This window comes from Nocardia abscessus, from assembly GCF_015477775.1.
Classification (GTDB): Bacteria; Actinomycetota; Actinomycetes; order Mycobacteriales; family Mycobacteriaceae; genus Nocardia; species Nocardia abscessus_A.
In genome coordinates, this window is the sequence record NZ_JADLQO010000008.1 from 300314 (window position 1) to 315085 (window position 14772).

The following is a 14772-nucleotide window of genomic DNA, read 5'->3' on the forward strand; positions in this document are numbered from 1 at the left end:
CTAGATGCGAGCCCCCTTCGCGCGGTTGCACGCCCGGCACAGGATCTGGAGGTTCGCCGCGCTGGTCGCACCGCCGCGGCTGAGCGGGATGATGTGGTCGAACTCCAGGTAGTGCCCGTCGCCGCATTCGACGCACCGGCCGCCGTCGCGCTGCCACACCTGCGCCTTCACCTCCTGCGGGATGCTGCGGGTGTCACGCTGGCCGGGATTGAGGACGAGACGTTTGGCCACGCGCAGTGCGCCTTCCAGCGCGGCCGAGACGTAGTCCGGATCGGCGACGGCGAACGTCGCGCCCCCGCGCGCGGAGGTGGCGGCGACCACCACCAACCCCTGCTCCGCGTGCACGGACACGACGCGTGACCACGGCATCTCGATGCCGGTGTCGGCGCCGACGAATCGCAGCTTCTTGTTGCTGCCGATCAGCCTGCCCTCGGTGAGCTTCGGGCCGCGGGCGAGCTGGCGCACGTGCGTCGCGGGCAGGTCGAGGTGCACCGTCTCCTCGGGGTCCAGATGCAGGCCGGGCGTGCGGACGACCGGCAGATCGCCGGTGCGCAGCCGGTAGAGGGTGTTCCCGCGATGCATCCGCCGGCGCAGGTCCTCGATCAGTGGACCGCCGAGCGCGAGTTCGGTGACCGCCTGCTCGAACAGCTCCAGTTCCGCGTGGTGGACTTCGGCGTCGGCGAAGGCGAAGGTGACCAGCCGCTCCACATAGCTGAGGCCGACCTCGCGTAAGGCCGTGCGCCCCGCTTCGGTATCGATGCGCTGGTAGCGCAACGATGCCCACAATGCCGCCCACTCGGGACCACGCGGCCCATGGGCGGTGAGCACCCGCCATGCCCGCGTGTGCCAATGGATGAGGTATTCCTCGATCTCCTGCGCACACCGCTGGCACGGGGCGAGCCCGCCGAACAGCTTGCGGCGGAGCGGGTTTCCGCACCGATCGCAGTGCCGCCCGCCGGTCGGGTGCGGCAGATACCGGTCCTCGGTCCATTCGGCGCCGTCCCACCAGCGCATGAGCTGCGGATCGTCCGGATCAGGGTGCCAGTCCGCGTGTTCGGGGTTCAGGGGTGGCGGGGGAGTCGGCGGTGCGGTTTCCGGGGTGTACCGGTTGAGGTCGACCGTACGGTGGGTGTGCGGCAGGGGAGCGGTGTCCACGCGGTCGAGCACCTCGGTGCGTGGCCGAACGGGTGTGCCGGGGCCGGGGTGCGGCGCTGCGGCCCCTTCGAACCGCCCGGGTGAGTTCTCGGCCTGGCGGTGATGCTCGCCGATGCGTTGCACCGGACCGTGTTCGGCGGCGCCGTTCGGTGCGTCCGTCCGATCGGCCGCGGCGTGATCCCCGTTCCTGCGAGCCTGGAACGACCCGTGCGGGATGTGGTGGTCGAGCCGTTCGGCCGAGTCGAGACCGGACTCGGTCCCGGCTGTGGATCGGGCCGGAAGTCGTTCCTGCGCAGGTGCCGCCGCGGCCGATCGGTGCACCCGGAAAGGGTTGGTGGGATGCGTGGTGCGGGCGGGCGCCGAGGGATCGTCGACATGGACGCCGAACTCGCTGATCAACCCGGCCAGTCCGCTGGACCAACCCTGGCCGATGGCGCGGAACCGCCACTGCCCGTCGCGGCGGTAGAACTCGCCGAACATCAATGCGGGCACCGCGTCCGCGTCCTCGATCTCGAACGTCACGACCGCTCCGTCGACGGAGTGCACGGCGACGGTCAGTCCGTGGATGTCGCCGAAGGTGCCCCCGTCGACCGAGCCGGAGACGACGATGCGATCGACGTCCGCTTCGGTGCGCGGCAGCGACACGCTCAGCCGCGCGGTCCCCGGCGCCGGTTCCTGGTCGAGGGTGACCGCCTGGGAGACGTGCCGCGGTGCGTTGTAGAACACGAGGTCGCGGTCGGACCGAACCGAGCCCGACGCGTCCAGCAGCAAGGCGTGCGCGTCCACCGAGTGCTCCGATCGCCATGAAACAACCACGGCTAGAAGAGATGTCGGTACCGCTGCGTTCGCGCCCTTGCTGAGATTCATTGTGCTCGAACTATGCCACGACCCTCCGACACGCCGAACTCGCGAGGGGACGTCCTTCGGCGGGGCGTGCGGCACAGTGTTCTCATGACGAACCCGAAACGCCCGGGTCGTAAGCCCCCGACCCCGAAGTTGCCCGGTGGGCGGGTGCCCGGCCCCGCCGACGTGCTGACCGCCGCGCAGGCCGCGGTCGAAGCGGCGCAGACGGCCGCGGGGCAAGCGCTGGAAGCCGCCCAGTTGACCGCGACGTCGGCGTTCGACGCGGCGGTGCGGCTGCCGCCCGCGTCGGCCCAGCTGGCCGCGCAACTGCCCGACCTGGTGGAGAACCTTTCGAACGCGATCGAGCGGCTCAACTCCACCATCGATCGACTCGATCGCACCCTGGCCCTGGCCGATCCGGCGTTCGCGGCCTACGACCGGCTGCTGCCCAGGCTGGAAGCGATGATCTCGCTCGGCGAGGACGTGCTCGGACGATTGGCGAAGGTGCCCGGCGTCGCCCTGCTCGGCAAGCTGACCGGTCTGAGCGCGCCGGAACAACCCGCCGCCGAGCCACCGCGGCGGAAGTCCACCAGGCGCCGCACCTAGCCGGGTTCGCGCTCAGCGGTGCGCGTGGTCGGCGGCGGCGCGCAACGTGGCGGCGGCCTTGAGCAGGACCTCGTGGTACTCCTCGGCGGGATCCGAGTCGAGCACGATGGCGCCGCCCGCCCCGATCCGCCAGCGTCCGCCGTAGCGGACGGCTGTGCGGATCACGATGTTGAGATCCGCCGTGCCACCGAGGCCGAGGTAGCCGATGGTGCCCGAATAGACACCGCGCGCTTCTGTTTCCAGCGCATCGATGATCTCCATGGTGCGCAGCTTCGGCGCGCCGGTCATCGAGCCGCCGGGGAAACACGCGCGCAGGCAATCGACCACGCCGACCTCCGGGCGTAACCTGCCGCGCACAGTCGACACCAGTTGATGCACCGTCGCGTACTGCTCGGTGGCCATCAGCTTGGGCACGTACACGCTGCCGATCTCGCACACCCGGCCGAGATCGTTGCGCAGCAGGTCGACGATCATGAGGTTTTCCGCCCTGGTCTTCGGGCTGTCGGCCAGCTCACGGCGCAGGCGCTCGTCCTGCTCGGGTGTCGCGCCGCGCGGCGCGGTGCCCTTGATCGGTTTGCTCTCCACGATGCGGCGGCGGTCGACCTTGAGGAACCGCTCCGGCGACGAACAGGCGATGTCGAGGTCGTCGAAGCGCAGGTAGGCGGCGTACGGGGCGGGGTTGCACCGGCGCAGCGTGCGGTAGAAGTCGAGGCCGTCGGCCGCGGCGGCGGGGATCGTGGCGCTGTCGGTCAGGCAGATCTCGTAGGACTCTCCCGCGTGCAGCCGCTGCCGGCATACCGCGATATCGGCGAGATAGCGCTCCCGGCCACGGGTGAGCAGCGGCGCGACGGCGTCGCTGTCCTGCGGCACCTCGAGCGTCGGCGGATTCGACCAGGTGGGAAGGGCGTCCAGGATTTCGCGGGTGTCGCGCAACCAGTCGGCGCCGGATCGGGCGGTGGCCAGGTCGTCGCTCAGCGCGAGTAGGTGCGTCCGCCCGCCGACATGGTCGACCACCACCATCCGGTCGGCGAAGATCCACTGCGCGTCCGGGGTGGGCGCGCGGTGCACCGCGTTGCCGCCGCAATCGGCTTTGACCTCGTAGCCGAGGTAGCCGACGTAGCCTCCGGCGAAATCGAAGGGCAGATCGGGCAGTTCCAGGCTGCGCGTGCGCAGTTCGGCGGACAGGAACTCGAGGATGCCGCCCGGTGCGGTGCGCCGGTGCCCGTCGGAGGACTCCACCGTCACCTCGCCGTCGCCCACGCGGTAGCGCAACACCTCGGCCAGGGGACCGCTCGCGTCCCCGAGGAAGGAGAACCGGTCCGCCCCGGGTTCGACGTGCTCGCTGTCCAGCCAGAACGCCGTGGGGGAGTTGCCGTACAACTGCACGAACGCGCTCTCGGTGTCGATCGGCCGTTCGATGACGGCCCGCTGGAGGCGGAAGGTCCGCGCCACCGGGAGATCGGTGCGCACCGGATCCGTGCGTGCGGCGGAGGATTCGGCAGGGCGCTCCAGTTCGACCGCCGCGGCGGGGAACTGCTCGGGCGCGAGCGGCACGTGGGTGCCGGTCGGTGCCTCGGGGCGGGCCGGGGGAAGCGGCGATCCGCTGGCGACGGGCACCGCGTCGGCCTCGCGCTCGATGCCGAACGACCGGCTGCGCGGGGCGAAAGCCCGCCGGCTGCCGTGCGTGGCGGTGAGTTTCGCGAAGTTGCGCAGCAATGCCCTGCCGAATTCGCCCGCGATGGATTCCGGGTGGAATTGCACGCCCCACTGGGGTCGCGTGCGGTGCCGCACGCCCATGATCACGCCGTCGCCGGACCGCGCCGTGACCTCCAATTCGTCCGGCAGCGGCCGCAGCGCGCACAGCGAGTGGTAGCGCACGGCGGTGAAGCCCTGCGGGATACCGGCGAACAGGTCGCGCTCGTCGTGCTCGATCCGATCGAGATACCCGTGCCTGGCGGCGGGCGCCTCCGCGACAACGCCGCCCGCCGCGACCACGATGCCCTGATGGCCCAGGCACACCCCGAGCAGCGGCAGGTCGCACTCGCGGATCACCGCCGCGGAGATTCCCACGTCGCGCGCCACGTCCGGCCGCCCGGGGCCGGGCGACACGACGACGTTGTCGAAGCGCGACGGATCGAGTTCGGCGACCGTGCGCGCCTCGTCGTTGCGCACGACCGTCGGCTCGACGCCGTTCACCTCGCTGATCAGCTGATACAGGTTGTAGGTGAACGAGTCGTAATTGTCGATCAACAGCGTGTGCATGGTTCTGGAAACCCTACGCCGCGCCGGTCGGAGCTAACTGTTGTCGTCTGCCTTCAGTTCGGGTCGGCCGGTGGTGCACAATGTGGGGCATGTCTGTTGCGCAACCGGTCGATGTGGATCCCGCGGTCGTCGACTTCGCCGTCGTCGGAAAGTGGATGGATGAGCAGGGTCTGCCCTCCGGCGAGTTCGAGGACGTGACCGCGCTGGGCGGCGGAACGCAGAACATCATGCTCCGCTTCGGCCGAGGCGGCCGGATGTACGTGCTGCGCCGCGGGCCGAAGCATCTGCGCGCGAAGAGCAACGACGTGATCCGGCGCGAGGCCCGGCTGCTCGGCGCGCTCGGCGGCGCCCAGGTCCGCGCGCCCCGGGTGATCGCGGCCTGCACCGACGAGTCGGTGCTCGGCGCGGTTTTCTACCTGATGGAGCCGATCCACGGTTTCAATCCGCAGAACGAACTGCCCGAACTGCACGCGGGCGATCCGGAGATCCGCAGGCAGATGGGTCTTTCCGCGGTAGAGGCCATCGCGCGGCTCGGCGCGCTGGACTATCAGGCGCTCGGGCTGGCCGACTACGGCAAGCCGGAGGGCTTCCTGGAGCGTCAGGTGCCGCGCTGGCTCGGTGAGCTCGAGTCCTATTCGGCCAACGAGGGCTACCCCGGTCCGGAGATCCCCGGTGTCGCGGCGGTCGGGGAGTGGCTGGAGCGCAACCGTCCCGCCCAGTGGACCCCGGGCATCCTGCACGGCGACTGCCACCTGGCGAACGTGATGTTCTCCTTCGACGGTCCGCAGGTGGCGGCGATGGTCGACTGGGAGATGTCCACCATCGGCGATCCGCTGCTGGATCTGGGCTGGCAGATCGCCACCCGCCCGGAGCCGGGCACCACCGGCGCGGCGTTGGTGGGCAAGCTCGGCGCGGTCGGCGGGCTGCCGACGGCCGAGGAGATGATCGCGCACTACGGGCAGTTCTCCGAGCGCGACCTGAGCGCGATGCCCTGGTACACCGTGCTGGCCTGCTTCAAGCTCGGCATCGTCCTGGAGGGCACGCATGCCCGCGCCTTCGCGGGTAAGGCCCCCAAGCAGGTCGGCGACTTCCTGCACGCGATCACGCTGGAACTCTTCGAGCGGGCGCAGCGGCTGATGGAGTGACCTGTCGGGATGTTGCCGACAGGTGACCGGATATCGGTGGAAGGTGTCATCCCGCCGCGCTTAGGTTGAGCGCATGCCGATCGTTCCCGATGTCAAAGACTGGACCTGGGTGCTCGAGCGCCCGTGTCCGGAATGTGGTTTCGACGCCGCCGCGACCGCCTACGAATCCGTCCCCGCGCTGACCCGGGATGCGGCCGACCGCTTCGCCGCGGTGCTCGACCGCCCGGGCGTCCGCGCGCGTCCGGATGAATCGACGTGGTCCGCCCTGGAATACGGCGCGCACGTACGCGACGTGTGCCGCCTGTTCGACACGCGCCTCGGCCTGATGCTGGCCGGTACCCCCGAGGGTGAGCCGCCGCGTTTCGCGAATTGGGATCAGGACGAGACCGCGGTCGCCGACCGCTACAACGAGCAGGACCCGGCCCGGGTGGCCGCGGAACTGGACGAGGCCGCCGAGCGGGTGGCGCGCTCCTTCGCCTCGGTGCCGCCCGAGCGACGTGGTCTGCGCGGCGCGCGCAGCGACGGAGCACTGTTCACGGTGGAGTCGTTCGCGCGGTACTTCGTGCACGATCTGGTGCACCACGTGCACGACGTCCGGGGCTGACTCGTCGCAGAACTGTAACGCGTTCGGATCGAAGGTCACGCTATACCGACGAATTTTTCGACCGGCACTAGAACGCGTTACATTTTTCTCGTACTGTGGGTGCAGTCACATATAAGCACGTGCATGCGAGAGGGTCGACAGGAATGAAGACGAAGGGCGCGATCCTGTGGGGGATCGACCAGCCGTGGTCGGTGGAGGAGATCGAGGTCGGTGACCCGGTCGCAGGCGAGGTGCAGATCCGGATGGAAACCGCCGGTATGTGCCACTCCGACCATCACATCGTGACCGGTGCGACCCCGATGCCGTCGTTCCCCGTCATGGGCGGGCACGAGGGCGCCGGCGTGATCACCAAGCTCGGCCCGAACTGCCCGGCCGATCTCCAGGTCGGCGACCACGTGATCCTGTCGTTCATCCCCGCCTGCGGCCGCTGTCCGGCTTGCGTGGCAGGACACATGGCGCTGTGCGACCTGGGCGCGGGCCTGCTGATGGGGCAGGCCATCAGCGACGGCACCTACCGCATCCAGGCTCGCGGCGAGAACGTCATCCCGATGTGCCTGCTGGGCACGTTCGCGCCGTACATGACGGTGCACCACACCTCGGTGGTCAAGATCGATCCGAGCATTCCGTTCGAGGTCGCCTGCCTGGTCGGCTGCGGCGTGCCCACCGGCTTCGGCTCCTCCACGCACGTCGCCCAGGTGTCCCCGGGCGAAACCGTGGTGATCGCGGGCATCGGCGGCGTCGGCATGAGCGCGCTGCAGGGCGCGGTGCTGTCGGGCGCCTCGAAAGTGGTGGCCATCGACCCGAACCCGTGGAAGCGCGAACAGGCGCAGAAGTTCGGCGCCACGCACACCTACGAGAGCATGGCCGCCGCGATCATGCCGCTGATGGAGGCCACCGAGGGCCGGATGGCCGAGAAGGTCATCCTGACCATGGGTGAGATGCACGGCGAGTACATCGAAGAGGGCCTGATCCTCACCTCCAAGGCGGGCACCCTGGTGGTCACCTCGATGGGCCGGATGGACGAGAACGACGTCAAGCTGAACAGCTTCCTGCTGTCGATGCTGCAGAAGACGGTGAAGGGCTGCATCTTCGGCGGTGGCAACGCCCGCCAGGACGCGCCGCGCCTGCTCGCGCTGTACAAGGCGGGCCAGCTGAACCTGGACGACATGGTCACCCGCAGCTACTCCCTGGAGGAGATCAACCAGGGCTACCAGGACATGCTGGACGGCAAGAACATCCGCGGCATCATCAAGTACACCGAAGCGGACTGGTAGACCGCCTCAGCGTCGCTCGGCGAGCGCGGTGGCGATCCGTGCGATCAGCTCGTACGGCACCGGTTCGCCGAGCCGGAACCGCAGCGTTCCCTTGCCCGCCCGGTACGGCTCGAGTTCGCGTTCCAACGCCGGATCGCCGTCCGGGATCGGGTAGAGGCTGACATGCTGCTTCCAGCCCGCGAAGTGCACGACATTGCGGCCGTGCAGCTTGAAGGTGGGGATGTCGTAGCTGATCGCCTCGGTGGCGTCGGGCAGCGCACGCCGGATGGCGGCGCGGATCCCGCTCAGGATCTCGCGCACGTCGTCCGGGAAACCGGCCAGATACGCGTCGATGTTCTCGGGATGCTCCGCCACCAGGGCCTCCTCGGTTCCGGGATCGGCTACCGCTGTTCGAGCGTGGCCAGTCTACGGAACCGGGGTGCTCAGATCTCGCAGCGCAAGAGGGCGTCGCGCAGGTTGCGGCTGCGCACGTCGTCGAGGACCGCGAGGCCGAGCCGGTTCATCGTGTAACCGAAACCCAGACCCGTTGCGGGGTCGGCGAAGCCGAACGAGCCGCCGAGTCCCGTGGTGCCGTACGCGCGTTTGTCCGAGCCGAAGCGGAACGAGCCGCGCGACTTGCGGAAGCCCAGGTGGTAGCGGCTCCTGGTGTGCAGCACCAGGTCGTCGGCGGGGACGTCGTCGGCGGTCTCGGCCGCAGCGAGCCGGTCCAGCAGCGCGTCATCGATCGGCAGCGCGCCGGTGCGCCCGGCGGCCGCGCCGTAGACCTTGGCCAGCGCGCGGGCGTTGCCCACCCCGTTGGATCCCGGCAGTTCCACTTCGAGGAACTCGCGGCGGGTCGCCCGCGCAGGCGCTCCGCAGCGCGGGTTGGTCAGTGCCGCGTAGGACAACCCCCGTTTGGCGTAGATCTCGGCGCCGATGCGCAGGGGGAGATCGCGCTCGTAGCGCAGCACGTCCGCGCCGCGTGTCGCCGACATGGTGGCGATGCGGTCCATGCTCTGCTCGGCGGGCAGACCGATGAAGAAATCCGCACCGAGCGGTCCGGCGATGTCTTCGGCGAAGATCCGCCCGAGCGTGCGGCCGTTCGGATCGACTCGGCGCAGCAGTTCGCCTTGATACAGGCCCAGGGTGATCGCGTGATAGCCGTGCCTGGTGCCGGGACGCCAGGCGGGTTTCTGCTCGGCGAGAATGCGCGCGAGGCCGTCCAGGTCGGCGATCTGCGACAGGCGCACGGTCTCGCCGAGGCCGGACAACCCCGCCTGGTGGTCGATCAGCTGGCGCACGGTGACCGTGTCCTTGCCGTGCGCGGCGAACTCCGGCCAGTACTTCGCCACCGGCTGCTCGTAGTCGAGCAGTCCCTTGGCGACCACGGCGGCGACGGTGAACGCCGCCATGCCCTTGGTGGAGGAGAACACCGGCACGATCGTGTTTTGCTCCCACGGCAGCGTGCGCTTGCGATCACGGAAGCCGGCCCACAGATCCACGACCGGGCGCTCGCCCGCGTAGACCGCTACGGCGGCGCCGATTTCCCCGTGGCGCTCGAAGTTGCGGCGGAAGGCGTCGGCGACCGGTCCGAAACCGGACGCGACGTCACCGTGAACAGTGGGCTTTTCACTCATGGTGAGTCGATGGTAGTCACGCGGTTCTCGTAGGCTCGCAGGGTGCGTTCACTCGAGCAGATTCGGGAATGGCCGGTACGGCACGCGGCGTCCGCGGTGGTCACCGCCGACGGTGATACCGCGAGCGAAGGTTCTGTCGAGCGGGTGTTCCCGCTCGCGTCGGTGACCAAGCCGCTGGTGGCCTACGCCGTGCTGGTAGCGGTGGAGGAGGGCGCGGTCGAACTCGACCAGCCCGCGGGCCCGCCCGGCGCGACGGTGCGCCATCTGCTGGCGCACACCTCCGGGCTCGCCTTCGACACCACCGACGTGCAGGCGCGGCCCGGCGCCAAGCGGATCTACTCCAGCGCGGGCTTCGAGGTGCTCGCCGCGTTCGTCGCCGAGCAGACCGGGATCGCGTTCGACGAGTACCTGCGCGACGCGGTGTTCCGGCCGCTGGGCATGACGGATTCGGTGCTGGCCGGCCCGGCCGGGCACGCGGGACGCTCCAGCGCGGCGGATCTCGCCCGCTTCGCCGCCGAATTGCTGCATCCGCGGTTGATCTCGGCGCAAACGCACGCGGAGGCCACGTCGGTGCAGTTCCCCGGCGTGAACGGCGTGCTGCCCGGCTATGGTTCGCAGCGTCCCAACGACTGGGGGCTGGGCTTCGAGATCCGCGGCAGTAAAACGCCGCACTGGACCGGTGGCACGAATTCGCCACAAACCTATGGACATTTCGGCCAATCCGGGACATTTTTATGGGTTGACCCGAAAGCGGGGTTGGCGTGTCTCGCCCTGAGCGACGAGAATTTCGGCGACTGGGCGCGCGCGGCCTGGCCACCACTGAGCGATGCCGTTATCGCGGAGGTGACCGCCACGCGCAACACGGTTGCGAAGTAACACGTGTAACTTCGGGCACTCCAGTACACTCGGGCAACGCCAGTTCGACGAATCGTTGGGGAAGACGTTCCTCGTCGAAGCTGGAGGTGTTGGTGGTGCGCGCATCGAGTCAGTTCGCGGACGCGACGGCGGGTGTGGTCTACATCCACTCGTCGCCTGCCGCGCTGTGCCCGCATGTCGAATGGGCACTCACCTCGGCCCTGAGCGCCCCGGCGAAGCTGCGCTGGACCGCCCAGCCGGCCGACGGCCAATTGCGCGCCACCAGTGAGTGGATCGGCCCCGTGGGTACCGCCTCGAAGATCGCCCAATCGTTGCGCTCCTGGCCGGTTCTGCGCTTCGAGGTGACCGAGGACCCCAGCGACGGCGTGGACGGCGAGCGCTACAGCTTCGTCCCCGGACTCGGTCTGTGGCACGGCTCCACGAGCGCCAACGGCGACGTCATGATCGGCGAGATGCGCCTGCGCGCCATGCTCCAGGCCACCCGCGAACTCGGCAAGTACTCCGCCTACGACCTAGCCGCCGAACTCGACCGCGCCCTGGGCACCCCCTGGGACGAAGACCTCGAAATCTACCGCTACGGAACCGATTCCGGCGCCGAGGTCACCTGGCTGCGCCGGGACGTGGGGTAGGTCGCGCCGCTCCGGTTTCGACAGCCACCGGGATCGACGGCTGCCGACCTTCGCCCCATGGGCGGTAAGGTCGGGGCCATCCGATCCGAGCCGCGCAAGGACATCGCCACCGCTCCCCGCTGCGGAGGCGGGCCTCGCCCGAATTCAGTGCGTCGTGATGCCGACCCGGTCGCACAGATTCCGAACGTCGTCGCGCATTCCCGATGGTGGGCGCCGGAGCAGAGCGTGCAGCATGTCGCGGGCGTAGCCGTTGTATTTGATGGTTTCGGGTGCCGTGCGCTCCGACTCGTCCAGCAGCGCAAGGGCGGCAGCGAACTCGTCGCGCTGGTAATGAGCGCGGGCCACCTCGATGAAGTGGCGGCTGCGGCGTGGCACCGAAGCTATCTGTCCGGCGTCGAGCGACCGCGCTGCGCGTAGCCCTTCGCCCGCTCGACGGAGTTCTACCCCGAGAGTCGTCGCATGTGCCTGCATAACTGGCAGCGAGAACGACGTATGGACATGCCGGTAGGTCGGCCCGAGCCGCTCGGCGATCCGGTTAGCGGACTCCCAGTACGCCCAAGCTTCGCCGTATCGGCCACGGCGGGCGTGTACGTAGGCGATCTCGGCTTGTAAGGCCCCAGTTATGCCGTGCCAGTCTTCGGAGGTTTCGTCCCGGTCGAGGTAAGGTGCGAGCTGCGATAATGCATTTTGCGCCAGTGATATGCCCTCTTCCCAGCGGCCGGAATCCCGTAGCGCCTGGACCATCGACCATGCACCGCCGGCGATCAGGTAGGGGTCGTCTGCCTCGTATCCTTCGTTCAGCGCGCGGTCGGCTACCAGCCAGACCAGTTCTGGTGCAGGCTGATACGCCACGAAGAAGTCTGCAAGCTGGTACACCCCGGCCAAAACGCGTCTCGCAGCTCGGCGATCACCACCGGGAAGCCTTGCGGCACTCTGCGCATCCCTGATCAGGCCGGGGAGGAGTGAGCCGAGCTGCGTCCGGTGATCAGGGCTCGCATGACGGACTTGCCATGCTTGCTGGAGCCGCGAAGCCAAGTGTTCGGTATCCGCCGATCGGTTCGGATCGGACAGGCGATAGTCGGTCAGCGCCGATTGCACGTCGGTCAGCGCGGTGTGTCGTTCGCCTGCGAACACCGACACCGGGACTGCATAGCCGTTCCCGGTCAATTCGGCCAGATCGTCGAGCTCGAGCGCGCGTGCGAGCCGCAACAGCATCGGAAGGCGCGGACTTTGTATGCGCCCGGTTTCCACCGCCTTCAACCATTCGGCGGAACGGCCGACCAAGCCCGCGAGGACCGGACGGGACATACCGGCTCGTTCACGGTGCCGCCGGATTCGCGTGCCCACCGGGACATTGGATTCGGAGCTGTACACGGCTGTACCCCTCTCGCCGCTGGTTCGGTGAGTCAAGCGTAGCCGGAGAATTTCCGCCGCCGAGCAATGTGAGAACGCACGCGGGAGATACCGGGTACGAACCGTACCTGGCGGGCGCCGGAGACGCACTTAGTGTCCTGCGCAGCCTCGCCGTCGAGTTGATGTGGTGCGATGAATCGATTCCCCGGCGGCGGGTGCTCACCAATGCATCGAGCAGGGGAGTTACAGGGGATGGACGGTGGAGGCGGCTGCACAAGCGTCACATTGCTGGGGCCGAACGCGCTGGGTTTCATTCGGCGCGAGGTTTCCGGCGAGCACGAGAAACGCGACGAGGTGTTGATCCGAGAGATCGCGGCTGGGCGTGGCTATTTCGTGGTGGAGTTGGTTGTTTTCGCCACGGCGGCAAGGACTGCGGCACTACTGGCGGTCGAGCACATACGGGTGGTCGACGCGGTCGCGGTGATCGTGCCGAGTCTGGCTCATGTTGAGCCGTTCGCCCGTGCGGTCACCGAACTATGCGACCTGGTCACCCCCGAGCAGACGTATCCGCGTGGGTATCGGTGGCCGTCGCTGCTTCCAACCGACCACCCGTATCGGAGGTTGCCGTGACCGGGTGGCAACTGCTCATCGGCGCGGCTCTGCTCACCTCGCTGATCGGTGTCGCGTTGTGGCTGTGGCCTGTTCGGCTGCCGGAGGGCCGAAGCGTGGAGGAGATCACTCGACGAGTTCGACGGGAGCGGACCGACATGGACACAGCCGTCTGGCCGATGGGTTACCCGCATGACGCGCCCGACGAAGCGATGGGTGTGCGCGAGGCGCAGATGACCATGCAGCGCCACCGCGCCTGCCGGGTCGGTGAGTGTCCGCGAAAGACGGTCGCCTGGCAGGCGCTGGTGGAAGCGGGGCGCATCCGCCCGGATGCCGGTCGCCCCCACGGCAGAGCCTGAGGGGGTCAGTCCGTGCCCGGCACGAGATGGCCGAGAACGGCGAACATGGTGACCGAGAGGTGGTAGTCGCCTCGGGCGATCCCGGCTTCCATGGCGGTGGACAGATCGTCACGTTCCTGCTCGGTGATCGCGCCGTCGGAGCGGGCGCGCTCGGTCATCTGGGCGAAGAGCGGGCGGATGGTTTCCGGGTCCCAGATCACCGCCTCCGATCCGATGTCGTCGATCGCGAAACCGGCGGCGGTGAGCAGGCCGCGCAGGCGTCGGCCCGATTTGGGGTTCGGGGTGGTCGCGAGCATCGACGTGCTGAGGCGGGCGATCACGTCGTCGTCGCCCGGGTGGGCGATCGCGGTGTGCCAGTCGCTGTCGATGAGCAGCACGCGCCCACCCGGCCGCAGGACCCGCGCGATCTCGGCGGTGGCGGCGGCCGGGTCGTCCAAGTGCTGGTAGACGCGTTCGCAACGGACCGCGTCGAAGGAATCGTCCGGGAAGGGCAGGCGGTAGGTGGTGCCTTCCACGAAACGGACGTGCACCCCGGCGGCCTCGGCTCGCGCTCCGGCGACGGCGAGCATCGCGGGATTCGGATCGACGCCGACCGCCTCGCCGTCCGGTCCGACGCGCTCGGCGAATTCGAGCACCTCGGACCCGGTCCCCGCACCGATATCCAGCGCTCGCTCACCCGGCCCGACCGCGAGAGCGTCATGCCCCCATTGCCGCATCCGCCGAATGCCCGGCAGCGCTGCCTGAAGATCCAGGATGGCAACCAGCAGGGCCATCGGGTCGTCGGCGGTCTCGCCGGACCGCTCGGCGGATATCGCATCCGTGTGGAACGACGGTGCGGGAGGGGGCGTCACGTTTTCCGTCGGCATGCCCCGACAGTAGTCGCCGCACTCGGCGGCGAGAGGCGGTCCGACAAGCTGGATCGCAGCTCCGGTTCGAGCTGCGGGGCCGGTCAGAAGGAACTCACGGTGTTCACTTCGTTCCCGGTGGTGTACCCGCTGACGTGGTAGTGGATGTTGTACTGATCTTGCGAGTCGAAGTCGACTATCGTCGACTCGCCCGAACCCGAGAACAGGATGTAGATCTCGTGTCCGGCCTCGTACTGGTCGCTGGTGGCACCCGGGGCCAGATCGAAGAGCTGTTTCGGAACGTCCCATTCCTGCCGGAAGACCGACACCTGCCCGTTGGTGTCGTTGTGGAGCTTGTACCAGCCGGGCGAGCTGTGGTCGACGGGCTTGCGCTCCGTCGGCGCCATGGAGATGGTCTTCTTCTTGACCGCCATACCAGTTCCGGTCATTCGCCCTCCTCGGAGTCGCATTCGGCTTGCCGATGACGAGACCAGGCTGCCATCGAGACCGCGCCACGCGGCTCACACTTTCCGAGTGAAATTGCCGGTAGCCGTCGGCAGAGCCCGTCCCACCAGAATTGGCGGCTGCCGTCTGCT

The 14772-nt window shown here is 68.7% G+C and carries 15 protein-coding genes; 8 read left to right on the forward strand and 7 right to left on the reverse strand.

Translation table 11 applies throughout. The features are described from left to right. A complete protein-coding gene (locus tag IU450_RS22000; RefSeq protein ID WP_195151603.1) occupies positions 1 to 2022 on the reverse strand; it encodes a TerD family protein in 2022 nt (673 codons plus the stop codon). 84 nt (positions 2023 to 2106) lie between these two features. Between IU450_RS22000 and IU450_RS22005 the strand changes: the two genes are divergently transcribed. Beyond that, entirely contained in the window at positions 2107 to 2604 is a 498-nt protein-coding gene (locus tag IU450_RS22005) for a hypothetical protein (RefSeq protein WP_195151604.1), read from the forward strand. 12 nt (positions 2605 to 2616) lie between these two features. Here the strand turns inward: IU450_RS22005 and pabB are convergent, their stop codons facing one another. Next, positions 2617 to 4866: an aminodeoxychorismate synthase component I gene (gene pabB, locus IU450_RS22010; RefSeq protein WP_195151605.1), complete on the reverse strand. Its 2250-nt coding sequence runs from the start codon at positions 4864 to 4866 to the stop codon at positions 2617 to 2619. A gap of 89 nt (positions 4867 to 4955) precedes the next feature. Here pabB and IU450_RS22015 point away from each other — a divergent pair, with 89 nt between their 5' ends. The 3 genes from IU450_RS22015 (at position 4956) to IU450_RS22025 (ending at position 7889) form a co-directional block, all read left to right on the forward strand. After that, positions 4956 to 6011, forward strand: a complete 1056-nt coding sequence (locus IU450_RS22015; RefSeq protein ID WP_416382893.1) for a phosphotransferase family protein — start codon at positions 4956 to 4958, stop codon at positions 6009 to 6011. 73 nt (positions 6012 to 6084) lie between these two features. Beyond that, positions 6085 to 6615 carry a DinB family protein gene (locus IU450_RS22020; RefSeq protein WP_195151607.1) on the forward strand — a complete coding sequence of 177 codons (531 nt, stop codon included), beginning with the start codon at positions 6085 to 6087 and terminating at the stop codon, positions 6613 to 6615. A 143-nt stretch (positions 6616 to 6758) separates the two neighbouring features. Further along, positions 6759 to 7889 carry an NDMA-dependent alcohol dehydrogenase gene (locus IU450_RS22025; protein ID WP_174184011.1) on the forward strand — a complete coding sequence of 377 codons (1131 nt, stop codon included), beginning with the start codon at positions 6759 to 6761 and terminating at the stop codon, positions 7887 to 7889. 6 nt (positions 7890 to 7895) lie between these two features. Here the strand turns inward: IU450_RS22025 and IU450_RS22030 are convergent, their stop codons facing one another. Both IU450_RS22030 and IU450_RS22035 read right to left on the reverse strand, forming a co-directional pair. After that, entirely contained in the window at positions 7896 to 8243 is a 348-nt protein-coding gene (locus IU450_RS22030; protein WP_195033242.1) for an iron chaperone, read from the reverse strand. 68 nt (positions 8244 to 8311) lie between these two features. Then, complete coding sequence (locus IU450_RS22035; RefSeq protein WP_195151608.1) at positions 8312 to 9505, reverse strand: serine hydrolase domain-containing protein; 1194 nt, start codon at positions 9503 to 9505, stop codon at positions 8312 to 8314. 42 nt (positions 9506 to 9547) lie between these two features. On the opposite strand from IU450_RS22035, the gene IU450_RS22040 reads away from it, so the two are divergent. Beyond that, complete coding sequence (locus IU450_RS22040; protein WP_195151609.1) at positions 9548 to 10381, forward strand: serine hydrolase domain-containing protein; 834 nt, start codon at positions 9548 to 9550, stop codon at positions 10379 to 10381. Positions 10382 to 10476: 95 nt separating this feature from the next. Continuing rightward, the gene (locus IU450_RS22045; RefSeq protein ID WP_195151610.1) at positions 10477 to 11010 is read left to right on the forward strand and encodes a DUF3145 domain-containing protein; all 534 of its coding nucleotides are present in this window, start codon (positions 10477 to 10479) and stop codon (positions 11008 to 11010) included. A 144-nt stretch (positions 11011 to 11154) separates the two neighbouring features. Here IU450_RS22045 and IU450_RS22050 read toward each other — a convergent pair whose 3' ends face one another. Next, the gene (locus IU450_RS22050; RefSeq protein WP_195151611.1) at positions 11155 to 12384 is read right to left on the reverse strand and encodes a helix-turn-helix domain-containing protein; all 1230 of its coding nucleotides are present in this window, start codon (positions 12382 to 12384) and stop codon (positions 11155 to 11157) included. A 231-nt stretch (positions 12385 to 12615) separates the two neighbouring features. On the opposite strand from IU450_RS22050, the gene IU450_RS22055 reads away from it, so the two are divergent. Both IU450_RS22055 and IU450_RS22060 read left to right on the forward strand, forming a co-directional pair. Beyond that, a complete protein-coding gene (locus IU450_RS22055) occupies positions 12616 to 12993 on the forward strand; it encodes a hypothetical protein (RefSeq protein WP_195151612.1) in 378 nt (125 codons plus the stop codon). Then, complete coding sequence (locus IU450_RS22060) at positions 12990 to 13331, forward strand: hypothetical protein (RefSeq protein WP_195151613.1); 342 nt, start codon at positions 12990 to 12992, stop codon at positions 13329 to 13331. The genes IU450_RS22055 and IU450_RS22060 overlap by 4 nt, the downstream gene beginning before the upstream one ends. Before the next feature lie 5 nt (positions 13332 to 13336). Here the strand turns inward: IU450_RS22060 and IU450_RS22065 are convergent, their stop codons facing one another. Both IU450_RS22065 and IU450_RS22070 read right to left on the reverse strand, forming a co-directional pair. Further along, positions 13337 to 14197: a methyltransferase domain-containing protein gene (locus tag IU450_RS22065; RefSeq protein ID WP_195151614.1), complete on the reverse strand. Its 861-nt coding sequence runs from the start codon at positions 14195 to 14197 to the stop codon at positions 13337 to 13339. 83 nt (positions 14198 to 14280) lie between these two features. Beyond that, positions 14281 to 14625 (reverse strand): hypothetical protein, encoded by a 345-nt coding sequence (locus IU450_RS22070; protein WP_195151615.1) that lies wholly within the window; start codon positions 14623 to 14625, stop codon positions 14281 to 14283. Positions 14626 to 14772: the final 147 nt, after the last annotated feature.